At 72.2% G+C, this 22030-nt stretch carries 3 protein-coding genes; all 3 read right to left on the bottom strand.

The genetic code is table 11. The annotated features are described in order from the left end of the window. Positions 1-69: 69 nt before the first annotated feature. The 3 genes from EHF44_RS18510 to EHF44_RS18500 all read right to left on the bottom strand — a co-directional run bounded on the left by EHF44_RS18510 (position 70) and on the right by EHF44_RS18500 (position 22026). Complete coding sequence (locus tag EHF44_RS18510) at positions 70-2307, bottom strand: TonB-dependent siderophore receptor (protein ID WP_124685208.1); 2238 nt, start codon at positions 2305-2307, stop codon at positions 70-72. Positions 2308-2397: 90 nt separating this feature from the next. After that, a complete protein-coding gene (locus EHF44_RS18505) occupies positions 2398-14238 on the bottom strand; it encodes a non-ribosomal peptide synthetase (protein ID WP_124685207.1) in 11841 nt (3946 codons plus the stop codon). Beyond that, positions 14239-22026 carry a non-ribosomal peptide synthetase gene (locus tag EHF44_RS18500; protein ID WP_124685206.1) on the bottom strand — a complete coding sequence of 2596 codons (7788 nt, stop codon included), beginning with the start codon at positions 22024-22026 and terminating at the stop codon, positions 14239-14241. It abuts the gene before it with no gap. Between the last annotated feature and the right edge of the window lie 4 nt (positions 22027-22030).

The following is a 22030-nucleotide window of genomic DNA, read 5'->3' as shown; positions in this document are numbered from 1 at the left end:
TCCTGAGCGGCGCGGCCCCGCCGCCGGCAGGTACCGGAGGCGGGACCGTTCAGGCCGGTGACGCGCAGCTTACCAGCGGTAGCTGGCCGTGCCGATGATGGTGCGGCGGCGGCCGTAGTAGCAGTTGGTCGCGCTGTCGCAGGCCGCCACGTACGTCTTGTCGAACAGGTTGTTGATGTTCAGGCGCAACGTGTAGTGCTTGGCAAACGAGTAGCTGGCGGCCAGGTCGAACAGCGTGAACGCGGGCACCTCGGTCACGTTGGTCTGGTCGTAGGTCTTGCTGACGTAGCGCACGCCGCCGCCCAGCCACACGCCCTGCAGGAAGCCGAAGTTGCTGCCCAGGCGGTAGTCGGCCCACAGCGACGCCATGTGCTTCGGAATGTACTGCGGCGTCTTGCCCGCGTTCGGCGCGCTCGGGCCGGCCGCGGTGACTTCCGCGTCGGTGTACGTGTACGACGCCAGCACGTTCAGGTTCGGCGTGACGGCCCAGGTGCCTTCCAGCTCCACGCCGCGCGAGCGTACTTCGCCAATCTGCGAGAACTGGCCCGACACCGGCGACGTGGTCAGCACGTTTTCCTGCGTCAGGTTGAACAGCGACAACTGCGCAAAGCTGCGGCTGCCGGCGGGCTGGAACTTCAGGCCGGCCTCGTACTGCTTGCCGGTGGTGGGCTTGGGCGTGCCGCCGCCGAACAGCGTGGTGGCGCCGGTGGGCTCGAACGACGTCGAGTACGAGAAGTACGGCGACAGCCCGTATGGGCCCTCCCACAGCACGCCAGCCCGGCCGGTGAATTTGCCGTCGTTGGTGCCGGTGTTGGCCACGGCGCCCGTTGCCAGCGTCTTGGTATCGGTATCGACACGCGCCTTGTCGTAGCGGCCGGCGGCCTGGAAGACAAAGCGGTCCGCCACGCGCAGCATGTCCTGCAGGTAGAAGCCGATCTGGCTGCGGCGCACGTCGCTGTCGGTCTGGTAGGCCGTGCGCACGAAGTTGCCGTACTGCGGGTTGAAGATGTTCAGCGGCGGCTCGGTGGTGGCGGTGGGGATGCCGGAGGCCGGCGTCACGGCGGTCTGGCCCAGCAGCCGGTCGAAGTGCGACCACGAGTAGTCCACGCCGGCCAGGATCGTGTGGTCGAAGATGCCGTGCTTGACCTTGACCTGCGCCTGGTTGTCCACCGTGAACACGTCGAACGATTCGCTCGAACGCAGGCCCAGGCGGCGCAGCAGGTACGGGCCGTTCGGCGGGTTCGCCACCAGGCCGCTGTTGCTGCCGATGTTCTCGTAGCTGGCGTACTGGTGCGCGTAGCGCAGGTTCTGGCGCAGCGTCAGCGTGTCGTTGACGCGGTGCGAGAACTCGTAGCCCGCCACGTACTGCTCGCGCTTGAAGCGGTCAAAGCCGGGCTCGCCGGTGAACAGGCTGGTCGGGATCTTCGACCCGTTGGCCAGCGGCGTGATGGTGCCCAGCGCGGGCAGGAAGTTGGCGCTGTTGCCGGCGTCGTCGTGCAGGACCTGCGTGTAGAACGTGAAGTTCGTATCGGCGGTTGGGCGCCACGTGATCTGCGGCGCGATGAAGAAGCGGTTGTCGTCGGCGTGGTCGGTCTGGGTGCCGCTGTCGCGCGCCAGCGCGGTCACGCGGTAGAGCACCTTGCCGTCCTGGTCCAGCGCGCCGGTGAAGTCGCCCGAGACTTCCTTGCGGTTGTAGTTGCCGAAGCTCAGGTTGATCTCGTTGGACGACTCGGCCTGCGGACGCTTGCTGACCTGGTTCACCAGCCCGCCCGGCGACGTCTGGCCGTACAGCACCGACGACGGCCCGCGCACGATATCCACGCGCTCCAGGCTGTACGGGTCGATGTCCCAGTAGGCGTAGCCGCCGGACCACGGCAGCTTCAGGCCGTCCAGGTACTGGCCGTTCTGCGCGGCGTTGAAGCCGCGGATGTAGAACGTGCCGCGCCGCGTGTCGACGATCGGCTGCGTGCGCACGCCGGCGCTGTAGCGCAGCGATTCCTCAACCGTGGTCGAGCCCTGGCTGCGGATCTGGTCCGCCGTGATCACGCTGATCGACTGCGGCGTGTCCTCGATCGGCACGTCGGACTTTGTGCCCGAGGTCGACTTCTTGCCCGCCGGCCCGTAGTTCTCGGCCACGGTGTCGGCGCGTACGCTGACCGTGGGCAGCGTGGTCTCGCTGCCCGTGGCCGGTGCGCTGGTCTGCGCGTACGCGGCCTGCACCGATACGGCCAATGCCAGCGCGGTCAGCGCGAACGGTTGACGGCTCCCCTGGGTCTGGCTCGACCCACCGCTTCTACCCCTTTTCATATTTCTCCTGATTTCTGCAGTTTTTCTGATGGCGCGCACATTCTAAATACAAATCATTCGCATTTCTATTGCGAGGCGATTGCGGAATACCTACGTCGGGAGGGTTGCGGCACGGCGGTCTGCTACGTCGGCGGCGGACCCTGTCGTGCCACGCGCCGGCGCGGGGGCATCGAGCCAGCGGGCAAGATCGGCCAGCAGCCGGGGATCCCGGACGATGGCGTGGTGGTCCACGCCGTCCAGCACGGCCTGGCCGGCCGGCTCGCCAGCCCGTTGCGCCAGCCGTGCAATGGCATCGTCACGACCCGTGCGCCACCACACAAACCGTGGCGCCTGTACGACAGGTACGGCCGCCTCCGCCGATACCAGCGCGCCAAGCCGATGCGCGGCGACGAACATCTGGGCCAGTTCGTCGGCGCCGGGCACCCCCTGCGTCGACGCCACCAGTGGCACCAGCAGTGCGGCCACGCCAGCCACATCGGGCGCGGCGGCCGCCGGCGTGGAGATCGCCAGCGGCGCACTGCCGGGCAGCAGGCGCGCGGCGAACGCCTGCAACGCGGCGGGCCAGCCCGGTGCCTGGGTATCGTCCGCTGGCGCGGCCTCGGGCACGAACGGGTCCACCAGGCCCAGCCATTCCACTGTCTGCCCCTGCTGTTCGAGCTCGCGGGCCATCCACGTGGCCAGCGTGGCGCCGACCGACCAGCCGAGCAGGCGATACGGCCCCTGCGGCTGCGCGGCGCGCCATTCGCGCACGTAGTCGGCCGCCAGTGCGGCCAGCGACGTGTCGCGCCACGCTGGATCGCCCACCGCGCGCGACTGGAAGCCGTAGACGGTGCAGTGGCGCCCCAGCGCGGCGGCGATGGCGTCGTAGTCGAACAGCGTGCCGAGCGCCGCGTGGACCACCGCCACCGGCGGCAGCGCGCCGGCGGCCGGCCCCTGCACCAGCACGCGCAGCGCCGTCGGCGCGGACGGTGCCTCGGCCTGCCCGTCGGGCAGCAACTGGCCGATGGTGGGCGTACGCATCAGGTCGCGCAGCTTCAGGTCGATGCCAAGCGTCTTGTTGGCCCGCACCCGCGAAATCACCTTCAGGCTCAGCAGCGAATCGCCGCCCAGCGTGAAGAAGTTGTCGTCCAGCCCCACGCGCGCCACGCCCAGCACGTCTTGCCAGACCTGCGCCAGCCAGCGCTGGGCCTCGGTGCGCGGCGCAACGAACTGGTCGGTCGTCACGGCCTCGGGCGCGGGCAGCGCGCGGCGGTCGAGCTTGCCGTTCGGCGTCATCGGCAGAGCATCGAGTACGACGAACGCGGCCGGCACCATGTAGTCGGGCAGTTCGGCAGCCAGCGCGGCGCGGATTGCTTCGACGTCGATGCGCGCACCGTCGGCGGCGACGACATAGGCCGCCAGCCGCGCACCGGAAGGGCCATCGACAGCCAGCACTGCCGCATGGGCGACGCCAGCCTGCGCGACAATCCGCGCCTCGATCTCGCCCGGCTCGATCCGGAAACCGCGGATCTTGAGCTGCTGGTCGATCCGACCCAGGTATTCAAGCTGCCCGTCGGGCAGCCAGCGAGCAAGGTCACCGGTGCGATAGAGCCGCGCGCCATCCTCGGCAAACGGGTCCGGCACGAAGCGCTCGGCCGTCATCGCCGCGCGGTTCAGGTAGCCGCGCGCCAGCCCTTCGCCGCCGATATACAACTCCCCGGCCACGCCGGGCGGCACGAGGTTCAGTTCGGCATCGAGCAGGTAGCAGCGGCGGTCGCCCACGGGGCGGCCAATCGGCGTATACGTACCGGTGAAGTCGGCCGCGTCGGCCCGGACCTTCCACACCATCGGCGTGACCACGGTCTCGGTCGGGCCGTAGCCGTTGATATAGGTCCGGGCACCCAGCGCCCGGCGCGCCTGCGCAAAGGCGCCACGTGGCATCGCCTCGCCGCCGAACGAGTAGAGCGCCACCGGCGGATGCTCGCCGCGTTGCTCGCAATGCTCGGCCAACTGGCGCAGGTAGGCCGGCGGAAAACCGGCGTTGGTCACGCCGTGGCGAGCCATGGCCTCGGCGGTCTGCTCGGGCGTCCAGAGCGTGTCATCGCGCAGCACCAGCGAGCCGCCGCAGGCCAGCGCGCAGAGCCAGCGCTCGTGGGCGCCATCGAACGCGAACGACAGGAAGTGCAGCTCGCGCGAGGCGGGCGTCATCTCGTAAAGCTCGATGGTCGCCGCCACATGCATCGCCAGCGGCCCGTGCGACACGCACACGCCCTTGGGCCGCCCCGTGGAGCCCGACGTGTAGATCACGTAGGCCAACTGGTCCGGATGGACGGCGACCTCGCCCAGCGGCGTCACATCGGCACTGACCATGTCGAGCGTCAGCACGGGCAGCGCGGCCGGGGCTGGCAGCACGTCGAGCAGCGCCGGCTCCGTCACCAGCAGCCGGATCTGGCTGTCGTCGAACAGATAGGCCAGCCGGTCCTTCGGATAGCTCGGGTCGAACGGTACGTATGCCGCCCCGGCGCGCATCACGGCCAGCAGCGCGACGATGATGTCGGGCGAGCGGGACAGCGCGATGCCGACGCGATCCTCGGCGCCGATGCCGCGCGCACGCAGCGTGGCCGCCAGCCGGTCGGCGCGGGCCAGCAGATCGCCGTAGCGCAGCGATTGCTCGCCGCTGATCACGGCGATGGCCTCGGGCTGCGCGGCGGCATGGCGGGCGATATGGGCGTGGACGGGCAGGCAGTCGCCGGCCGGCGCGATGCCGTGGCCGATCTGCTTCAACGCGCCCAGCGCGTCCGGCGTCAGCAGGCTCCAGCGGCCCACCGTGCCGGCCGTGTCGATGCCGGCCAGCAGCGCCATCATCTGCGCGCCCAGCCGTTCCACCTGCGCCGCGTCGAACGCGCGCCGCATGTACGTGAAGCTCAGCCGCAGCGTCTGCCGCAGGCTCACCTCGACGTCCATCTCGTACTCGGTCAGGCCCGTGCTGCCCTGGGTCTCCAGCCGCAGCCCGCTGCGCGTGGCTGACGCCAGCGCGTCTTCCAGCGGAAAGTTCTCGAACACCAGGATGCTGTCGAACAGCCGCTGCCCGGCCTGGCCGCCCCAGCGCTGGATGTCGGACAGCGGCGTGTGGCCGTGCTCGCGCGCCGCCACGTTGAACGCCTGCAGCTGCCGCAGCCACTCGCCGATATCGTGCTCGGCGCGCGGCGTGGCGATGACCGGCAGCGTGTTGATGAACAGCCCCAGCATCTGCTGCGCGCCCGGCACGTCGGCCGGACGGCCCGCCACGGTGGCGCCGAACGCCACGCGCCGTTGGCCCGTGTAGCGCTGCAACAGCAGCAGCCACGCGGCCTGCACCACGGTGTTCAGCGTCACCTTGTGCGCGCGGGCGAAGGCGGCCAGCCGGTCGGTCATCGGCTGGCTGCACGCCTGCTGCAACAGGCCGTAGCCCTGGCCCGACGCGGGCGCCTGCACGGTCTCCGCCAGCCGCGTCGGCGTGTCGAAGCCTTCCAGCGCGCCGGCCCAGAACGTCCGTGCCGCATCGGCATCGCGCGTCTGAAGCCAGCCGATGTAGTCGGCAAAGCGGCCCGCCGGTGCGCTCACCGGCTCGCCGGCATAGCGCTGCAGCACTTCGCCCAGCAGTTGCGACGTGCTCCAGCCATCGACCAGCAGGTGGTGGACCGTCCAGACCAGATGATGGGGGGCGGCACCGGTGCGCACCAGCGCCAGCCGCATCAGCGGCGGCTGTTCGAGGTCGAAGCCCCGTGCCAGTTCGTCGGCCGCCAGGGCGTCCAGCGCGGCCGCGTGGTCGTCGCGGCCCGACCAGTCATGCTCGGCAATCGGCAGGGCCACGTCGTGCGCCACCCATTGCAGCGGCTGCTCGCCGCGCGGGACAAAGCCCGTGCGCAGCGTGTCGTGGCAGGCCAGCGTGTCTTGCCACGCCCGCGCAAAGCGGGCCGGGTCCAGCCCGTCGATATCGACGCGCAACTGGTTGATGTAGGCATGGCCGGCATCGGCCCGCGCCACGCTGTGGTACAGCATGCCGGCCTGCATCGGCGACAGCGGATAGATGTCCTGCACGCGCGCGGCGTCCAGGCCCAGGCTGTCCAGTTGCGGCTGCGACAGCCGCGCCAGCGGAAAATCGCCGCTGCGCAGCGCGTCGCGGCGCCGGGGCGCCTGCGGGGCGGCTGCCGCTGACTCGGCCATCATGGTCGCGGCCGCAGCCACCACGGCCAGCGTCTGGCCCTCGAACAGGTGCTTCGGCGTCAGGTGCCAGCCCAGCGCCCGCATCCGGGCCACGATCTGCAGGCTCAGGATCGAATCGCCGCCCAGTTCGAAGAAGTTGTCGGCCCGGCCCACGCGCGCCACCTTCAGCACGTCGCGCCAGACTCCGGCCAGCGTTTCCTCGATCCCGGCCTGCGGCGCCTCGTAGGCGGCCGTGCCCGTAAAGTCGGGCGACGGCAGCGCGCGGCGGTCCAGCTTGCCATTTGGCGTTACCGGCATGCGGTCCAGCACGACCACCGCGCCCGGCACCATGTAGTCCGGCAGCGCCTGCGCCAGCCACTGGCGCAGCGTGTCGGCCTGCGCCGTGGCACCCGCGGCCGGCACCACGTAGGCCACCAGCCGCGCCGGGCCGTCCTGCGTCTGCGCGATCACCACGGCCTCGCGCACGCTGTCGTGCGCCAGCAGCCGCGCCTCGATCTCGCCCAGTTCGATGCGCAGCCCGCGAATCTTCACCTGATGGTCCAGGCGGCCCAGATACTCGATCTGCCCGCCGGCCAGCCGCCGCGCGAGGTCGCCGGTGCGATAGAGCCGCTCGCCGTGCGAGCCGTGCGGATCGGCCACAAAGCGCTCGGCCGTCAGCGCCGCGCGGCCCAGATAGCCGCGCGCCAGCCCGGCGCCGCCAAGATAGAGTTCGCCGGCCACGCCATCGGGCACCGGTTGCAGCGCCGCGTCCAGCACGTGGGCGCTGACGTTGGCAATCGGGTGGCCGATCGGCACCACGTGGCCGTGGTCGGTGCGGCAGGTCCAGTGCGTGACGTCGATGGCCGCCTCGGTGGGGCCGTACAGGTTGTGCAGCCCCGCGTGCGGCAGCAGCGCCAGCGTGCGGCGCGCCAGGTCGGCGGGCAACGCCTCGCCGCTGCAGACGATATGACGCAGCGTGCCGCAGGCGTCCGCGACGGCCGCATCGGCGACGAACGCCTGCAGCATCGACGGCACGAAGTGCAGCGTCGTGACCCGATGCTGCGCGATCAGCGCGGCAATGCGCTGCGGATCGCGGTGATCGCCCGGCGCGGCCAGCGCCAGCCGCGCGCCGGTCATCAGCGGCCAGAAGAACTCCCAGACCGACACGTCAAAGCTGAACGGCGTCTTCTGCAGCACGGTGTCGGCGCCATCGAGCCGGTATTGCCGCTGCATCCACCAGAGCCGGTTGAACAGCGCGCCGTGGCGGTTGGCGGCACCCTTGGGCCGACCTGTCGACCCCGACGTGTAGATGATGTAGGCCAGATGCTCGGGCGACAGCGGCGGCGCGGGATTGCCCGCGTCGCCATCGTCGTGCCCGGCCGCCGCGCGCAGGTCAAGCGGCGTGATCGCGTGCGATAGCGGCGGCATTGCGTCCGGCCGTTGCACCAGCACCAGCGCCACGCCGCTGTCCTCGATCATGTAGCGCAGGCGGTCGGCCGGGTAGTCGGGATCGAACGGCACGTAGGCGCCGCCGGCCTTCAGGATGGCCAGCAGCGCCACCACCATCTCGAACGAGCGCTCGGCCAGCACGCCCACAGGCACGTCCGGCCCCACGCCGCGCGCGATCAGCCGGTGCGCCAGTGCGTTGGCGCGGCGGTTCAGCGCGCCGAAGGTCAGCGACTGGTCGCCCAGGCACAGCGCGATGGCGTCGGGCTGCGCGTCGGCGTGGGCTTCGAACAGGCGATGCACGGGCTGGCTGGGCGGATACGGCTCGGCCACGGCGCCTTGCCCCAGCGCGGCACGCGCATCGGCCGGCGCCAGCAGGCCGAGGCCCGCCAGCGGGCGCGCGGCGTCGGCGGCCATCTGGCGCAGCACCGCGAACAGGCTGGCGGCCAGTTGCCGCGCATGGTCCTCGGCCAGCAGCGCGCGGTCGAAGCGGCAGGTCAGGTGCAGCGGATCGGCCTGGTTCTGCGCGAACAGCAGCGTCAGCGGGTAGTTGGTCTCGGCAAGGTTGCGCACGCCCGAGAACGCCAGCCCGCCCGGCGTGCGGCGCAGCGCGGCATCCACGGGGTAGTTCTCGAACACGACGATCGAGTCGAACAGCGCCTGCCCGCCGTGGCCGGCCCAGCGCTGGATATCGTAGAGCGGCGTGTGCTCGTGCTCGCGGATGGCAAGGTTGCGCGCCTGCACCTCGCGCAGCCAGTCGCCCACGGTCATGGCGGCTTGCGGCGCGGCCACCACGGGCAGCGTGTTGATGAACAGCCCGAGCATCTGCTGCGCGGCCGGCAGGTCGGCCGGGCGCCCGGCCACCGTGGCGCCAAACGCCACGCACGGCTGGTTCGTGCAGCGTTGCAGCACCAGCAGCCACGCGGCCTGCACCAGCGTGTTCAGCGTCACCTTCTGCGCGCGGGCAAAGCTGGCCAGCGCGGCGGTTTCGGCGGCATCGAGCTGGTGATGGTGCTCGCCCTGGCCCTGGCCGCTTTCCGGCGCCGGCAGCGCGGCCAGCAGCCGGGTCGGGGCGTCCAGCGGCGCAAGCTGTTGTTGCCAGAACGCCCGGCTGGCGTCGGCATCGCGCGACTGGAGCCAGCCGATGTAGTCGCCAAAGCGGCCCGCCGTGGCGGGCAGCGCCTCGCCGGCGTAGTGGCGCAGCACCTCGCCGAGTAGCTGGGCCGTGCTCCAGCCATCCAGCAGCAGGTGGTGGACGGTCCAGACCAGATGGTGCTGGTCCGGCCCGGTGCGCAGCAGCGCCACGCGCATCAGCGGCGGCCGGGCAAGGTCGAAGCCCATGGCGCGCTCGCTGGCGGCAAAGGCGTCGATCTCGGCCGCGTCGCGCCCGGTCCAGTCTTCGATCCGCACCGGCAGCGCCACGTCGCGGGCCACCCACTGCAGCGGCTGGCCGGCGCGATGAAGAAAGCCGCAGCGCAGGCTGTCATGGCGCGCCAGCGCGGCCTGCCACGCGGCCGTGAAGCGCGCCGGATCGACACCGGTCACGTCCACGCGCAACTGGTTGGTATAGGCGCTGCCGTGCTCGCCGAACACGCTGTGGAACAGCATGCCGGCCTGCATCGGCGACAGCGGATACAGGTCGGCCGTGGCGGCCGGGTCCAGCGCCAGCGCGTCCAGCCCGGCCTGCGACAGCCGCGCCAGCGGGAAGTCGGACGGCGTCAGCCCGACGGCGCCCGACGTGCAGTGGTTGACCACGTCCTCCAGCGCCACGCGCAGGCTGGCAGCCAGCGTGTCGATGGCGGAGGCATCGTAGCGGCCACGCGCATAGGCCAGCGACAGCCGCAGTTGGCCATCCTGCACCTGCCCGCTGACGGCCAGCGGGTGCGATAGCGGCGTGGCGGCGTCCTGGTTGGCGCCGGTGGCACCGGCCGCGCGCTGCCACGGAGCGTCGCCCGCCAGCGTGGCATCGACCTGGCCCAGGTAGTTGAAGACGACCTCCGGCCGCGGCACGGCGGCCAGGGCCTGCTGCTGTGCGGGCGTGCCAAAGCGGCGCAGCAGGCCGTAACCGATACCTTCGCCCGGCACCGCGCGCAGTTGCTCCTTCACGGCGCGGATGGCGTGGCCCACGTCGCCGCTGGCATCCAGCGCCACCGGGAACACGGTCGTGAACCAGCCGACCGTACGGCTCAGGTCGATGGCGTCATCGACGCCGGCCGCGCGGCCATGGCTTTCCAGATCGATCAGCACCTGCGCGCGTTGCGTCCAGCCCGACAGCGCGCGGGCCAGCGCGGTCAGCAGCAGGTCGTTGACGCGCGTGCGGTAGGCGGCCGGCGCGCGTTGCAGCAGCGCCTGCGTCAGGTCGGCCGGCAGGGTCAGGTGGACGTGCGCGCGCGCTGCCATCGTGCACGGCGCGTTGGCATCGACGGTCGGCAGCGTGGCGTCGAGACCAGCCAGCGCCTGCCAGTGCGGCAACTCGTCGGCCCGGCGCGCAGCGTGGTCGCGCAGCGCCAGCGCCCAGCGCTGGTACGACGCGGTGCGTGGCGGCAGCGCGGGCGTGTCGCCTTGCAGGCGCTGGCGATAGGCCGCCAGCAGGTCTTCCACAAGCACGCGCCACGACACGCCGTCGACAACAACGTGGTGAATCACCAGCAGCAGTTGCCACGCGCCACCGGTTTCCAGCGCCACGGCCCGCAGCAGCGGACCGTTGGCGATATCGAGGCTGCGCTGGGCCGCCTCGCAGTGCGCCAGCCGCCCGGCTTCGTCGTCGGCATGGCGCACCCACAGCAGATCGGCGCACGGCTCCGCGTCGGCATAGACCTGCTGCCAGCCGCTGCCATCAGGGGTGAAGCGCAGCCGCAGCGCGTCGTGATGGGCGACGATGTCGTCGAGGGCCCGGCGCAGCGCGTCGGTATCCAGGCCGTCGCGGCAGTCCAGCAGCACCGACTGGTTCCAGTGGTCGCGGCGCGGCATCGGCTGGGCGAAGAAGTCGGCCTGGATCGGCAGCAGCGGCACGGCGCCACGCGGCGCGGCATGGTCGTCGACAACGTCGGCGCCCACCGGCACCGCCACGGCGGCCAGTTCGGCCAGCGTCTGGCGCTCGAACAACTGGCGTGGCGTCAGCAGCCAGCCCGCCGCGCGGGCCCGCGCGACAATCTGCAGGCTCAGGATCGAATCGCCGCCCAGTTCGAAAAAGTTGTCGGCCCGGCCCACGCGCGGCACGCCCAGCACGGCCGCCCAGATGGCGGCCAGCGCGGTCTCGGCATCGCCCTCGGGTGCGACGAACGCCTGTGCGCTGTCGAACGTCGGCGCGGGCAGCGCGCGGCGGTCCAGCTTGCCGTTCGGCGTCATCGGCAGCGCGTCGAGCACGACGAATGCGGCCGGCACCATGTAGTCGGGCAGTTCGGCAGCCAGCGTGCTGCGGATTGCGTCGACGTCGATGCGCACCCCTTCGGCGGCGACGACATAGGCCGCCAGCCGCGCGCCGGAAGGGCCATCGACAGCCAGCACCGCCGCATTAGCGACGCCAGCCTGCGCGACAATCCGCGCCTCGATCTCGCCCGGCTCGATCCGGAAGCCCCGGATCTTGAGTTGCTGGTCGATCCGGCCCAGGTATTCGAGTTGCCCGTCCGGCAGCCAGCGGGCAAGGTCGCCGGTGCGATAGAGCCGTGAGCCATCCTCGGCAAACGGGTCCGGCACGAAGCGCTCGGCCGTCATCGCCGCGCGGTTCAGGTAGCCGCGCGCCAGCCCCTCGCCGCCGATATACAACTCCCCGGCCACGCCAGGCGGCACGAGATTCAGTTCGGCATCGAGCAGGTAGCAGCGGCGGTCGCCCACGGGACGGCCAATCGGTGCGTAGGTGCCGGTGAAGTCGGCCGCCTCGGCGCGGACCTTCCACACCATCGGCGTGACCACGGTCTCGGTCGGGCCGTAGCCGTTGATGTAGGTCTGGGCACCCAGCGCCCGGCGCGCCTGCGCAAAGGCGCCACGTGGCATCGCCTCGCCGCCGAACGAGTAGAGCGCCACCGGCGGATGCTCGCCGCGTTGCTCGCAATGCTCGGCCAGCTGGCGCAGGTAGGCCGGCGGAAAACCGGCGTTGGTCACGCCGTGTCGGGCCATGGCCTCGGCGGTCTGCTCGGGCGTCCAGAGCGTGTCATCGCGCAGCACCAGCGAGCCGCCGCAGGCCAGCGCGCAAAGCCAGCGCTCGTGGGCGCCATCGAACGCGAACGAGAGGAAGTGCAGTTCCCGGGACGCCGGGCTCATCTCGTAAAGCTCGATGGTCACCGCGACATGCATCGCCAGCGGCCCGTGCGACACGCACACGCCCTTGGGCCGCCCCGTGGAGCCCGACGTGTAGATCACGTAGGCCAACTGGTCCGGATGGACGACGACCTCGCCCAGCGGCGCCACATCGGCGCTGACCATGTCGAGCGTCAGCACGGGCAGCGCGGCCGGGGCTGGCAGCACGTCGAGCAGCGCCGGCTCCGTCACCAGCAGCCGGATCTGGCTGTCGTCGAACAGGTAGGCCAGCCGGTCCTTCGGATAGCTGGGATCAAAAGGCACATAGGCCGCCCCGGCGCGCATCACGGCCAGCAGCGCGACGATGATGTCGGGCGAGCGGGACAGCGCGATGCCGACGCGATCCTCGGCGCCGATGCCGCGCGCACGCAGCGTGGCCGCCAGCCGGTCGGCGCGGGCCAGCAGATCGCCGTAGCGCAGCGATTGCTCGCCGCAGATCACGGCGATGGCTTCAGGCTGCGCGGCGGCATGGCGGGCGATATGGGCGTGGACGGGCAGGCAGTCATCGGCCGGCGCGATGCCGTGGCCGATCTGCAGCAGTGCGTCGCGCTCGCTGCTGTCGAGCAGGTCCACGGCGCCGAGCGCCACGCACGGGTCATCGGCCAGTTGCCCCAGCAGCCGCAGGTAGTGGCGTGCCAGCCGCTGCACGGTGGCCGCGTCGAACAGTTCGCGCGCGTAGAGGAACGACGCGTGGATGCGGCCGGCCGAGTCTTCGCGCGTGTCGAGCGTCAGTTCCAGCGCCGTGCTGCGCTCGCCCACGGGGGCGCTTTCGAGTTCGAGGTCGGGCAGCGACACCCGCGCGGCGCGGTCGCCCCGCCGATGGTTGTGCACGACCTGGAACAGCGGGTGGTAGCTCATGCTGCGCGCCGGTTGCAGCGCATCCACCAGTTGCTCGAATGGCAGGTCCTGGTGCGCCTGCGCGCCCAGCACGGCCTGCCGGATGCCGTCCAGCAGCGCGGACAGCGGCTGGCGCCCGTCGATGCGGCCGCGCACGATCTGCGTGTTGACGAACAGGCCCACCACGCGCTCGGTCTCGATGCGGTTGCGGCCGGCCACCGGCACGCCGACGCAGATGTCGCCGCTGCCCGTGTAGCGGTGCAGCAGCGCGTGGAAGCCGGCCAGCAGCGCCATGAACAGCGTGCCGCCCTGGGCCTGTGCGCGCGTGCGCAGCCGGGCGGCCAGCGTGTCGGGCAGGTCGATCTCGCACCGGTCGGCCACGTACGCGGCGGCGGCCGGGCGTGGGCGGTCGGTCGGCAGCGCCAGTACGTCGGGTGCGCCGGCCAGCGTGTCGCACCACCACGCCAGCTGGCGCTCGCGTTCGCCGGCTTCGAGCCAGTTGCGTTGCCAGGCCGCGTAGTCGGCGTAGCCGATGGGCTGGGCCGGCAGCGCCAGCGCTTGGCCGGCGCGTTGCGCGCGGTATGCGGCGGCCAGTTCGTCGATCAGCAACTGCATCGACCGGCCATCGGAGACGATGTGATGCATCACCAGCACCAGCCGGTGGGCCTGCGTGCCCAGCTTCAGCAGGTGCACGCGCAGCAGCGGCGCGTGGCCGAGGTCGAACGGTGCCTCGGCAATGGCGGCGGCGCGGGCATCGGCGGCGGACGGGTCGGCCGACAGGTCGGTGACCGGTAGCGCGATCGTCACCGCCGGGCGCACCCGCTGCGTGACCTGGCCTTCGGCATCGGCCCCAAAGGCGGTGCGCAGCGCGTCGTGGCGCTGGGCCAGCACGGCAAAGGCGGCTTCCAGCGCGGGCACGTCCAGCGTGCCGCGCAGGTCGACGCTGCTGCTGATGTGATACGCGGCGCTGTCCGGCTCGAAGCGGTGCAGGAACCACTGCCGCTGCTGCGCGTACGACAGCGGCGCGTCATGCACGGCGCCGGCGTCGGGGCGCGGCAGCGCGGGAATCGGCAGTTGCGCGAATGCGATGCCTTGCTCGGCCATCTTGTCGAGGAAGGCGCGGCGCTGGGCCGGCGCCAGCGTGGCAAAGCGCGCGGCCAGACGCGCCGCGGTGTTGGCTTCGATCATTCAGACTGACTCCAGGGAATTGGCAAACGCTTCAAGCTCCAGCAGGGCGGCTTCGTCGGCATGGCGTTGCTGCAATGGCAGCGCGGCGGCCAGTTCGGCCAGCGTCGCCGCGCCGAACAGCAGCGCCAGCGGCGCGTCGATGCCGAGTTCGCCCTGGATGCGGGAGAGAAGCTGGACGGCCAGCAGCGAGTGGCCGCCCAGGGCAAAGAAGTTGTCATGGCGATGCACCACGGGCACGTGCAGCAGGTCTTGCCAGATGGCGGCCAGCCGGATCTCCACGTCGCCCTGCGGCGGCTCGCCGGCGGTGGCCAGCGGGGCATTGGCCGTGGGCAGCGCGCGGCGGTCCAGCTTGCCGTTGGCGGTCAGCGGCAGCGCATCGAGCAGCACGATGGCGGCCGGCACCATATGGCCCGGCAGCACGGCCGCCAGCGCGCGGCGCAGCGCGGCCGCATCGGGTTGCGCGCCGGCGTCGGGCACGGCATAGCCCACGAGTTGCACGCCGGTATCGGCGGATGCGGCGATGACGGCGGCCTGCCGGATGCCCGGCAGCGCGGCCAGTTGCGTGGCGATTTCGCCGGGCTCCACGCGGAAGCCGCGGATCTTGACCTGGTCGTCGATGCGGCCCAGGTACGCGAAGCGGCCGTCGGCATGGCGCCGCACGCGGTCGCCGGTGCGATACAGGCGCGCGCCGTCGGCCGCGAACGGGTCCGGCACGAAGCGGTCCGCCGTCAGTGCCGCGCGGCCCAGGTAGCCGCGCGCCAGGGCCGGGCCGCCCAGGTACAGCTCGCCGGCCACGCCATCGGGCAGCGGCTGCAAGTCGGCGTCCAGCACGTGCGCGACGGTGCCGGCCAGCGGCTGGCCCAGCGGCAGGCCGGCGCCGGGCCGGGGCGCGGTGCCGGCCACATGGACCAGCACGCCGACCGTGGTTTCGGTCGGCCCGTAGTGATTGACGAGCCGGCAGTCCGGCCGCGCCGCGTGGATGCGTGCGCGCAGCGCGGCGTCGGTGGCCTCGCCGCCGAGCACGAGCGTATGCGCGGGCAGCACGTCGGCCTCTGGCACGCCGGCCGCCGTCGCGCCATCGAGCAGCGCCCGCAGGTGGCTTGGCACGATCTTGAGCACGTCGACGCCATGGCCGGCCATGTCGCGCGCAAACGCCGCCGCGTCGAACACGCAGCGGCGCTCGGGCAGGTGCAGCGCGGCGCCGCTGGCCAGCGCGCCGAACAGCACGGTGTGGCCCAGGTCGGCGGCCGGCGTGGACACCATCGCCATGCGCAGGCCCGGCGGCAGCGCCAGTTCGGCCAGCACGCCATGCAGGTAGTGCGCCAGCGCGGCGTGCGAGATGCCCACGCCCTTGGGCCGGCCGGTGGAGCCGGACGTGTAGATCACGTAGGCCAGATGGCGCGGATCGAGGTCGACGGCCGGGTTGGCGGCGTCACCGTCGTACAGCGCCGGCGCCGTCAGGTCGATCACCGGCACGGCGCACGCGGCCGTCTGCGGCAGGCCGGCGTGGCGCGTCAGCAGCAGCGTCACGCGGCTGTCGTCGACCATGTAGGCCAGCCGGTCGGCCGGGTAGTCGGGATCGAACGGCACGTAGACGCCGCCGGCCTTGAGGATGGCTAGCAGTGCCACGACCATTTCCACCGAGCGCTCGGCCAGCACGCCCACGGGCACGTCGGGCCCGACGCCGCGCGCCAGCAACCGCGCGGCCAGCGCGTTGGCGCGACGGTTGAGTTCGCGGTAAGTCAGCGTCTGGCCGTCGGCGTTCAGTGAAACGGCGTCCGGCGTGGTGGCCGCGTGGGCCTCGAACCGGTAGTGGGCCAGCGGCTGCACCGGCACCGGCGCGGGCGGCGCGGCCACCGATGCCGGCGCCAGGCCGATCTGGCCCAGCGGACGCGCCGCATCGCGCGCCATGTCCCGCATCACGTGGTACAGGCTTTGCGCCAGCCGCTGCGCCTGCGCGTCATCGATCCGCGCGCGGTCGAAGCGGCAGGTCAGGCGCAGCACGTCGGTCTGCGCCAGCACCAGCGTCAGCGGATAGTTGGTCTCGGCGCGGTTGGTGACGTTGCCGAAGGCGAGCCCGCCCGGCGCGGTGCGCAGCGCGGCATCCACCGGGTAGTTCTCGAACACGACGATCGAGTCGAACAGCGCCTGCCCGCCGTGGCCGGCCCAGCGCTGGATGTCGTAGAGCGGGGTGTGCTCGTGCTCGCGCAGCGCCAGGTTCAGCGCCTGCACCTCGCGCAGCCAGTCGCCCACGGTCTGCTGCGCGCGTGGCGCGGCCACCACGGGCAGCGTGTTGATGAACAGGCCCAGCATCTGCTGCGCGGCGGGCAGGTCGGCCGGGCGCCCGGCCACGGTGGCGCCGAATGCCACGCCGTCCTGCCGCGTGGCGCGTTGCAGCACCAGCAGCCACGCGGCCTGCACCAGCGTGTTCAGCGTCACCTTCTGCGCGCGGGCAAGGCTGGCCAGCGCGGCGGTCTCGGCGGCATCGAGCAGATGGTGCTGCTCGGCATGGCCGGCCGCGTGGGCCGCCTGCGCCGGCAGCGCCGCCATCAGTTGCGTGGGCGATTCCAGCGGGCGCAGGCTGGCCTGCCAGAAAGCCTGGCTGGCCGTGGCATCGCGCGACTGGAGCCAGCCGATGTAGTCGGCAAAGCGGCTGCCCGACGCGGCCAGCGGCTCGCCGGCGTAGTGCCGCAGCACTTCGCCCAGCAGTTGCGCGGTGCTCCAGCCATCCAGCAGCAGGTGGTGGACGGTCCAGACCAGATGATGGCGAGCGGCGCCCGTGCGCAGCACCGCCAGCCGCATCAGCGGCGGGCGGTCCAGGTCGAAGCGCTGCGCGAGCTGGTCCTGCGCGAAGCGGTCGAGCGCGGCGGCGTCGCGGCTGGTCCAGTCCTCGGCCATGACGGGCAGCGCCACGTCCTTGGCCACCCATTGCAGCGGCTGGTCGCCGCGATGGAGAAAGCCGCTGCGCAGACTGTCGTGCCGCGCCAGCGCGGTGCGCCATGCGGCGACAAAGCGGTCGGCGTCCAGCCCGTTCACGTCCACCCGTAGCTGGTTCGTGTAGGCGCTGCCGGCGGGCGCGTACAGGCAGTGGAACAGCATGCCGGCCTGCATCGGCGAGAGCGGGTAGATGTCCTGCACCTGCGCGGCGGCCAGGCCCAGCGCGTCGAGCCCGGCCTGCGTCAGCCGCGCCAGCGGGAAGTCCGATGGCGACATGCCCTGCGCGCCCGAGGTGCAGTGCGCGATGACGGCGGCCAGCTCGGCGCGGATCGCGTCGGCCAGTTGTTCGATGGTGGCGCCGCGATGCCGCGTACGGCTGAACGCCAGCGTCAGGTGAAGCTGGCCGTCGAACACCTGCCCGCTGATCGACAGCGGATGCGACAGCGGCGCGGACGGGTCCTGCGCGGTGCCCGTGGCGCCCGACGAACGCCGCCACGGGGCGTCGTCGGCCAGCGTGGCGTCGAACTGGCCCAGATAGTTAAAGACCACCTGCGGGCGCGGCACGCCGGCCAGCGCCTGTTGCTGCGCGGGCGTGCCGAAGTGGCGCAGCAGGCCAAAGCCGATGCCTTCGCCGGGCACCGCGCGCAATTGCTCCTTGACGGCGCGGATGGCGTGGCCCAGGTCGCCGCTGGCGTCGAGCGCCACCGGGAACAGCGTGGTGCACCAGCCGACCGTGCGGCTCAGGTCGATGGCGTCGTCGACACCGGCCGCGCGGCCGTGGCTTTCCAGGTCGACCAGCACCTGCGGACGCCCGGCCCAGTTGCCCAGCGCGCGTGTCACGGCCGTCAGCAGCAGGTCGTTGACGCGCGTGCGGTAGGCGGCCGGCGCGCGTTGCAGCAGCGCCAGCGTCAGATCGGCGGGCAGCGTCAGCGTGACGTCGGCGCGGTCGGCGAGCGTCGAGCTTGCCGTGGCATCGTCGGCCGGCAGCGCGGCGTCGATGGCGGCCAGCGCCTGCCAGTGCGGCAGTTCGTCGGCCCGGCGCGCGGCGTGGTCGCGCAGCGCCAGCGCCCAGCGCTGGTATGACGCGGTGCGCGGCGGCAACTTTGGGGCCTCGCCTTGCAGGCGCTGGCGATAGGCCGCGAGCAGGTCTTCCACGAGCACGCGCCATGACACGCCATCGACGGCCAGGTGGTGGATGACGAGCAGCAACTGCCATGCGCCGCCGGTTTTCAGCGCCACGGCGCGCAGCAGCGGACCGTTGGCGATATCGAGGCTGCGCTGGGCCGCCTCGCAGTGTGCCAGCCGCCCGGATTCGTCATCGGCGTGGCGCACCCAGAGCAGGTCCGTGCAGGGCTCGGCGGCCGCATAGCGCTGCTGCCAAGCACCGTCGCGCTGCGCGAAGCGTAGCCGCAGTGCGTCGTGATGGGCCACGAGATCGCCCAGCGCCTGCGACAGCGTTGCCACGTCGGGTGCGGCGTGGCAGTCCAGCAGCACCGACTGGTTCCAGTGATGGCGATTGGCCAGCGGCAGCGCGAAGAAGTCGGCCTGGATCGGCAGCAGCGGCACGGCACCGGTTGGCGCGGCGTCGTCCACGGCCCCGGACGCGCGCGTGGCCACGGCGGCCAGTTCGGCCAGCGTCTGGCGCTCGAACAACTGGCGCGGCGTCAGCAGCCAGCCGGCCGCGCGGGCGCGCGCCACGATCTGCAGGCTCAGGATCGAATCGCCGCCCAGTTCGAAGAAGTTGTCGGCGCGGCCCACGCGCGGCAGGCCCAGCACCTCGGCCCAGATGGCGGCCAGCGCGGTTTCCGCGTCGCCTTCGGGCGCGACGAACGCCTGCGCGTTGTCGAAGGCCGGCGCGGGCAGCGCGCGACGGTCCAGCTTGCCGTTAGGCGTCAGGGGCAGCGCGTCGACCACCACGAACGCGGCCGGCACCATGTAATCCGGCAGTTCGTCGCCCAGCGCCGCGCGCAGCGCCGGCACGTCGGGCGTGCTGCCGGCCACCGGCACCACGTAGGCCACCAGCCGCGCACCGGACGGCCCGTCCACGGCCAGCACGGCGGCGTTGCCGATGCCGCCGTGCGCCATGATCCGCGCCTCGATTTCGCCCGGCTCGATCCGGAAGCCGCGAATCTTGACCTGCTGGTCGATGCGGCCCAGGTATTCGAGTTCGCCATCGGGCAGCCAGCGCGCAAGGTCGCCGGTGCGATAGAGTCGCGCGCCATCGGTGGCAAACGGGTCGGGGATAAAGCGCTCGGCGGTCAGGGCGGGGCGGTTCAGGTAGCCGCGCGCGAGGCCGTCGCCAGCGATATAGAGTTCACCGGCCACGCCGGGCGGCACCGGGTTCAGGCCCGGATCGAGCACGCGCACGCCCAGGTCTGGAATGCGGGCGCCGATGGGGCTGCGCGCGCGGCTGTGCGGGTCCAGGTCGGCGCGCGTGATCGGCCGGTATGTGACGTGCACCGTGGTCTCGGTGATGCCGTACATGTTGATCATGCGCGGCGACGCATCGCCGAAATGGTCGATCCACGGCTGCAGCGCCTGCGGGTCCAGCGCCTCGCCGCCGAAGATCACGTGGCGCAGCGCCAGTGGTGCGCCATAGAGCTCGGGCTGGGCCAGCAGCGCGCGGAACGCCGACGGCGTCTGGTTCAGCACGGTCACGCGGGCCTGCCGCAGCAGCGCGATGAAGTCCTGCGGCGAGCGGCTCACGTGGAACGGCACGATCACGAGCTGGCCGCCATGGCACAGCGCGCCGAAGATCTCCCACACCGAGAAATCGAACGCGTAGGAGTGGAACAGCGTCCAGACATCGTCGGCGCCAAAGCCGAACCAGTGCTGCGTGGCCGCCAGCAGCCGCGACAGGTTGCCGTGCTGGAGCTGCGCGCCCTTGGGCCGGCCCGTGGAGCCCGAGGTATAGATCACGTAGGCCAGGTGGTCGGGCCGCACGTCGACGGTGGGCGCGTGGTCGGGCCAGCCGTCGTTGTCGTCGCCGTCGAGCAGCAGCACCGGCAGGCCGTCGCGTGCGGGCAGCAGGCCGCGCAGGCTGGCCTGCGTCAGCAGCGCGGCAATGCCGCTGTCCGCAAACAGGTAGGCCAGCCGCTCGGCCGGATAGGCGGGATCGAACGGCACGTAGGCGCCGCCGGCCTTCAGGATCGCCAGCATCGCGACGATCATCGCGGGCGAACGCTCCAGCGCGATGCCGACGCGCGACTCCGGCCCCACGCCAAGCGCGATCAGGCGATGGGCCAGCCGGTTGGCGCGGCGGTCCAGTTCGCCGTAGGTCATCGTGGTGTCGCCGTAGCGCAGCGCGATGGCGTCCGGGCGCTGCGTCGCGTGGCGCGCGATCTGCCGATGGGCAGGCTCGGGGTCGGCCACGCGCTGCGCGGGCCGGCCTGCGGCGCGCTGATGCGCCAGCGCGGCGGCGTCGTCGGCAGCCTCGCCATCGAGCAGCGGCGTGGCCGTGAGCGGCAGGTCGGGATTGGCCAGCAGCCCGGACAACTGCGTGACGTAGTGCCGCAGCAGGCGCTGCGCGGTGGCGGCGTCGAACAGCGCGGTGTCGTATTCGAGATGGAGCGTGGTGGCGTCGGGCGCCTGTTCGACGTCGAGAATCAGGTCGAACTTGGCGCCGGTCGCGCGGGCCTCGACGGCCTCGGTGCGCAGGCCCGGCAGCGCCAGCGGGGCGGCGCCGGCCGTATTGCGCAGGTTGAACATGACCTGGAACAGCGGCGTGCGGCCGGCGTCGCGCGGTACCTGCATGCCGTCGAGCAGCACTTCGAACGGCAGCGCGGCGTGGCCCAGCGCGCCCAGCGCGTCGGCGCGCAGCGCCTCGCAGAGGCGGCGGCCGGTCATGTCCGGCAGCAGGCGCGAGCGGTAGACGTGCGTGTTGGCGAAGAAGCCGACCACGTCGTCAAAGCCGTCGCCGTCGCGGCCCGCGTGCGGCACGCCGACCGCGAAGTCGTCCTGCCCGGCGTAGCGGCCCAGCAGCGCCTGCCACGCGGCCAGCAGCGCCACGAACGGCGTGGCGCGCTGGGCGGCGCAGAACGTGCGCAGCGCACTGGCGATGGGCGCCGGCAGCGGCGTGCTGACGCGCCGCGCGATGTGTTCGGCCTCGGCGCCATGCGGCCGGTCGGTCGGCAGTTGCAGCGCGGGCACGTGGCTGCCCAGCAGCCGCTGCCACCAGTCGCGCTGGGCGTCGAGCGCGCCGCTGGCCAGTGCCGCACGCTGCTGTCGGGCGTGGGCGGCGAAGGTGGCGGCAGGTGCCGGCAGCGCGATGTCGTCGCCGGCCAGTGCCTGGGCGTAGGCGGCGGACAGGTCGCGCGCGATGACCGCGTTCGACACGGCGTCGGAGACGATGTGGTGCAGCGACAGCAGCAGCACGTGGTCGTCGGCGCCGCGCGCGAGCAGCGTGGCGCGCAGCAGCGGCGCCTGGGCGAGGTCGAACGGGCGTGCCGCTTCGGCGTCGATGCGGGCGTGCAGCGCGGCGTCACCGGCGGCCAGCGGCGCTTCGGCCAGCGCGAAGGCCGGCGCCGGCTCCACCACCTGCCGGGGCAGCGCGCCCGGCGCCTGCCCATCGGCCACGAAGCGCGTGCGCAGCGCGGGATGCCGGGCCAGCACGGCGCGCAGCGCGCGTTCCAGCGTGGCACGGTCCAGCGCGCCGCGCAGCACGAACGCGCGCGTCTGGTTGTAGGCGGTGCTGCCCGGCTCATACTGCAGCAGGAACCACAGCCGCTGCTGCGAGAACGACAGCGGCGCGTCCTGCGCGGCGTCAGTGGCGGGCGCCGGCGGGGTGTCGGCGTCCTGTTCGAGCAGCAGCGCCAGCAATGCGGCCTGCTCGGCGGAGGGCGAGGGCGTCATGAAT

The organism is Cupriavidus pauculus (assembly GCF_003854935.1).
GTDB classification, from domain to species: Bacteria; Pseudomonadota; Gammaproteobacteria; order Burkholderiales; family Burkholderiaceae; genus Cupriavidus; species Cupriavidus pauculus_C.
This window is presented reverse-complemented; position numbering and strand designations above follow the sequence as displayed.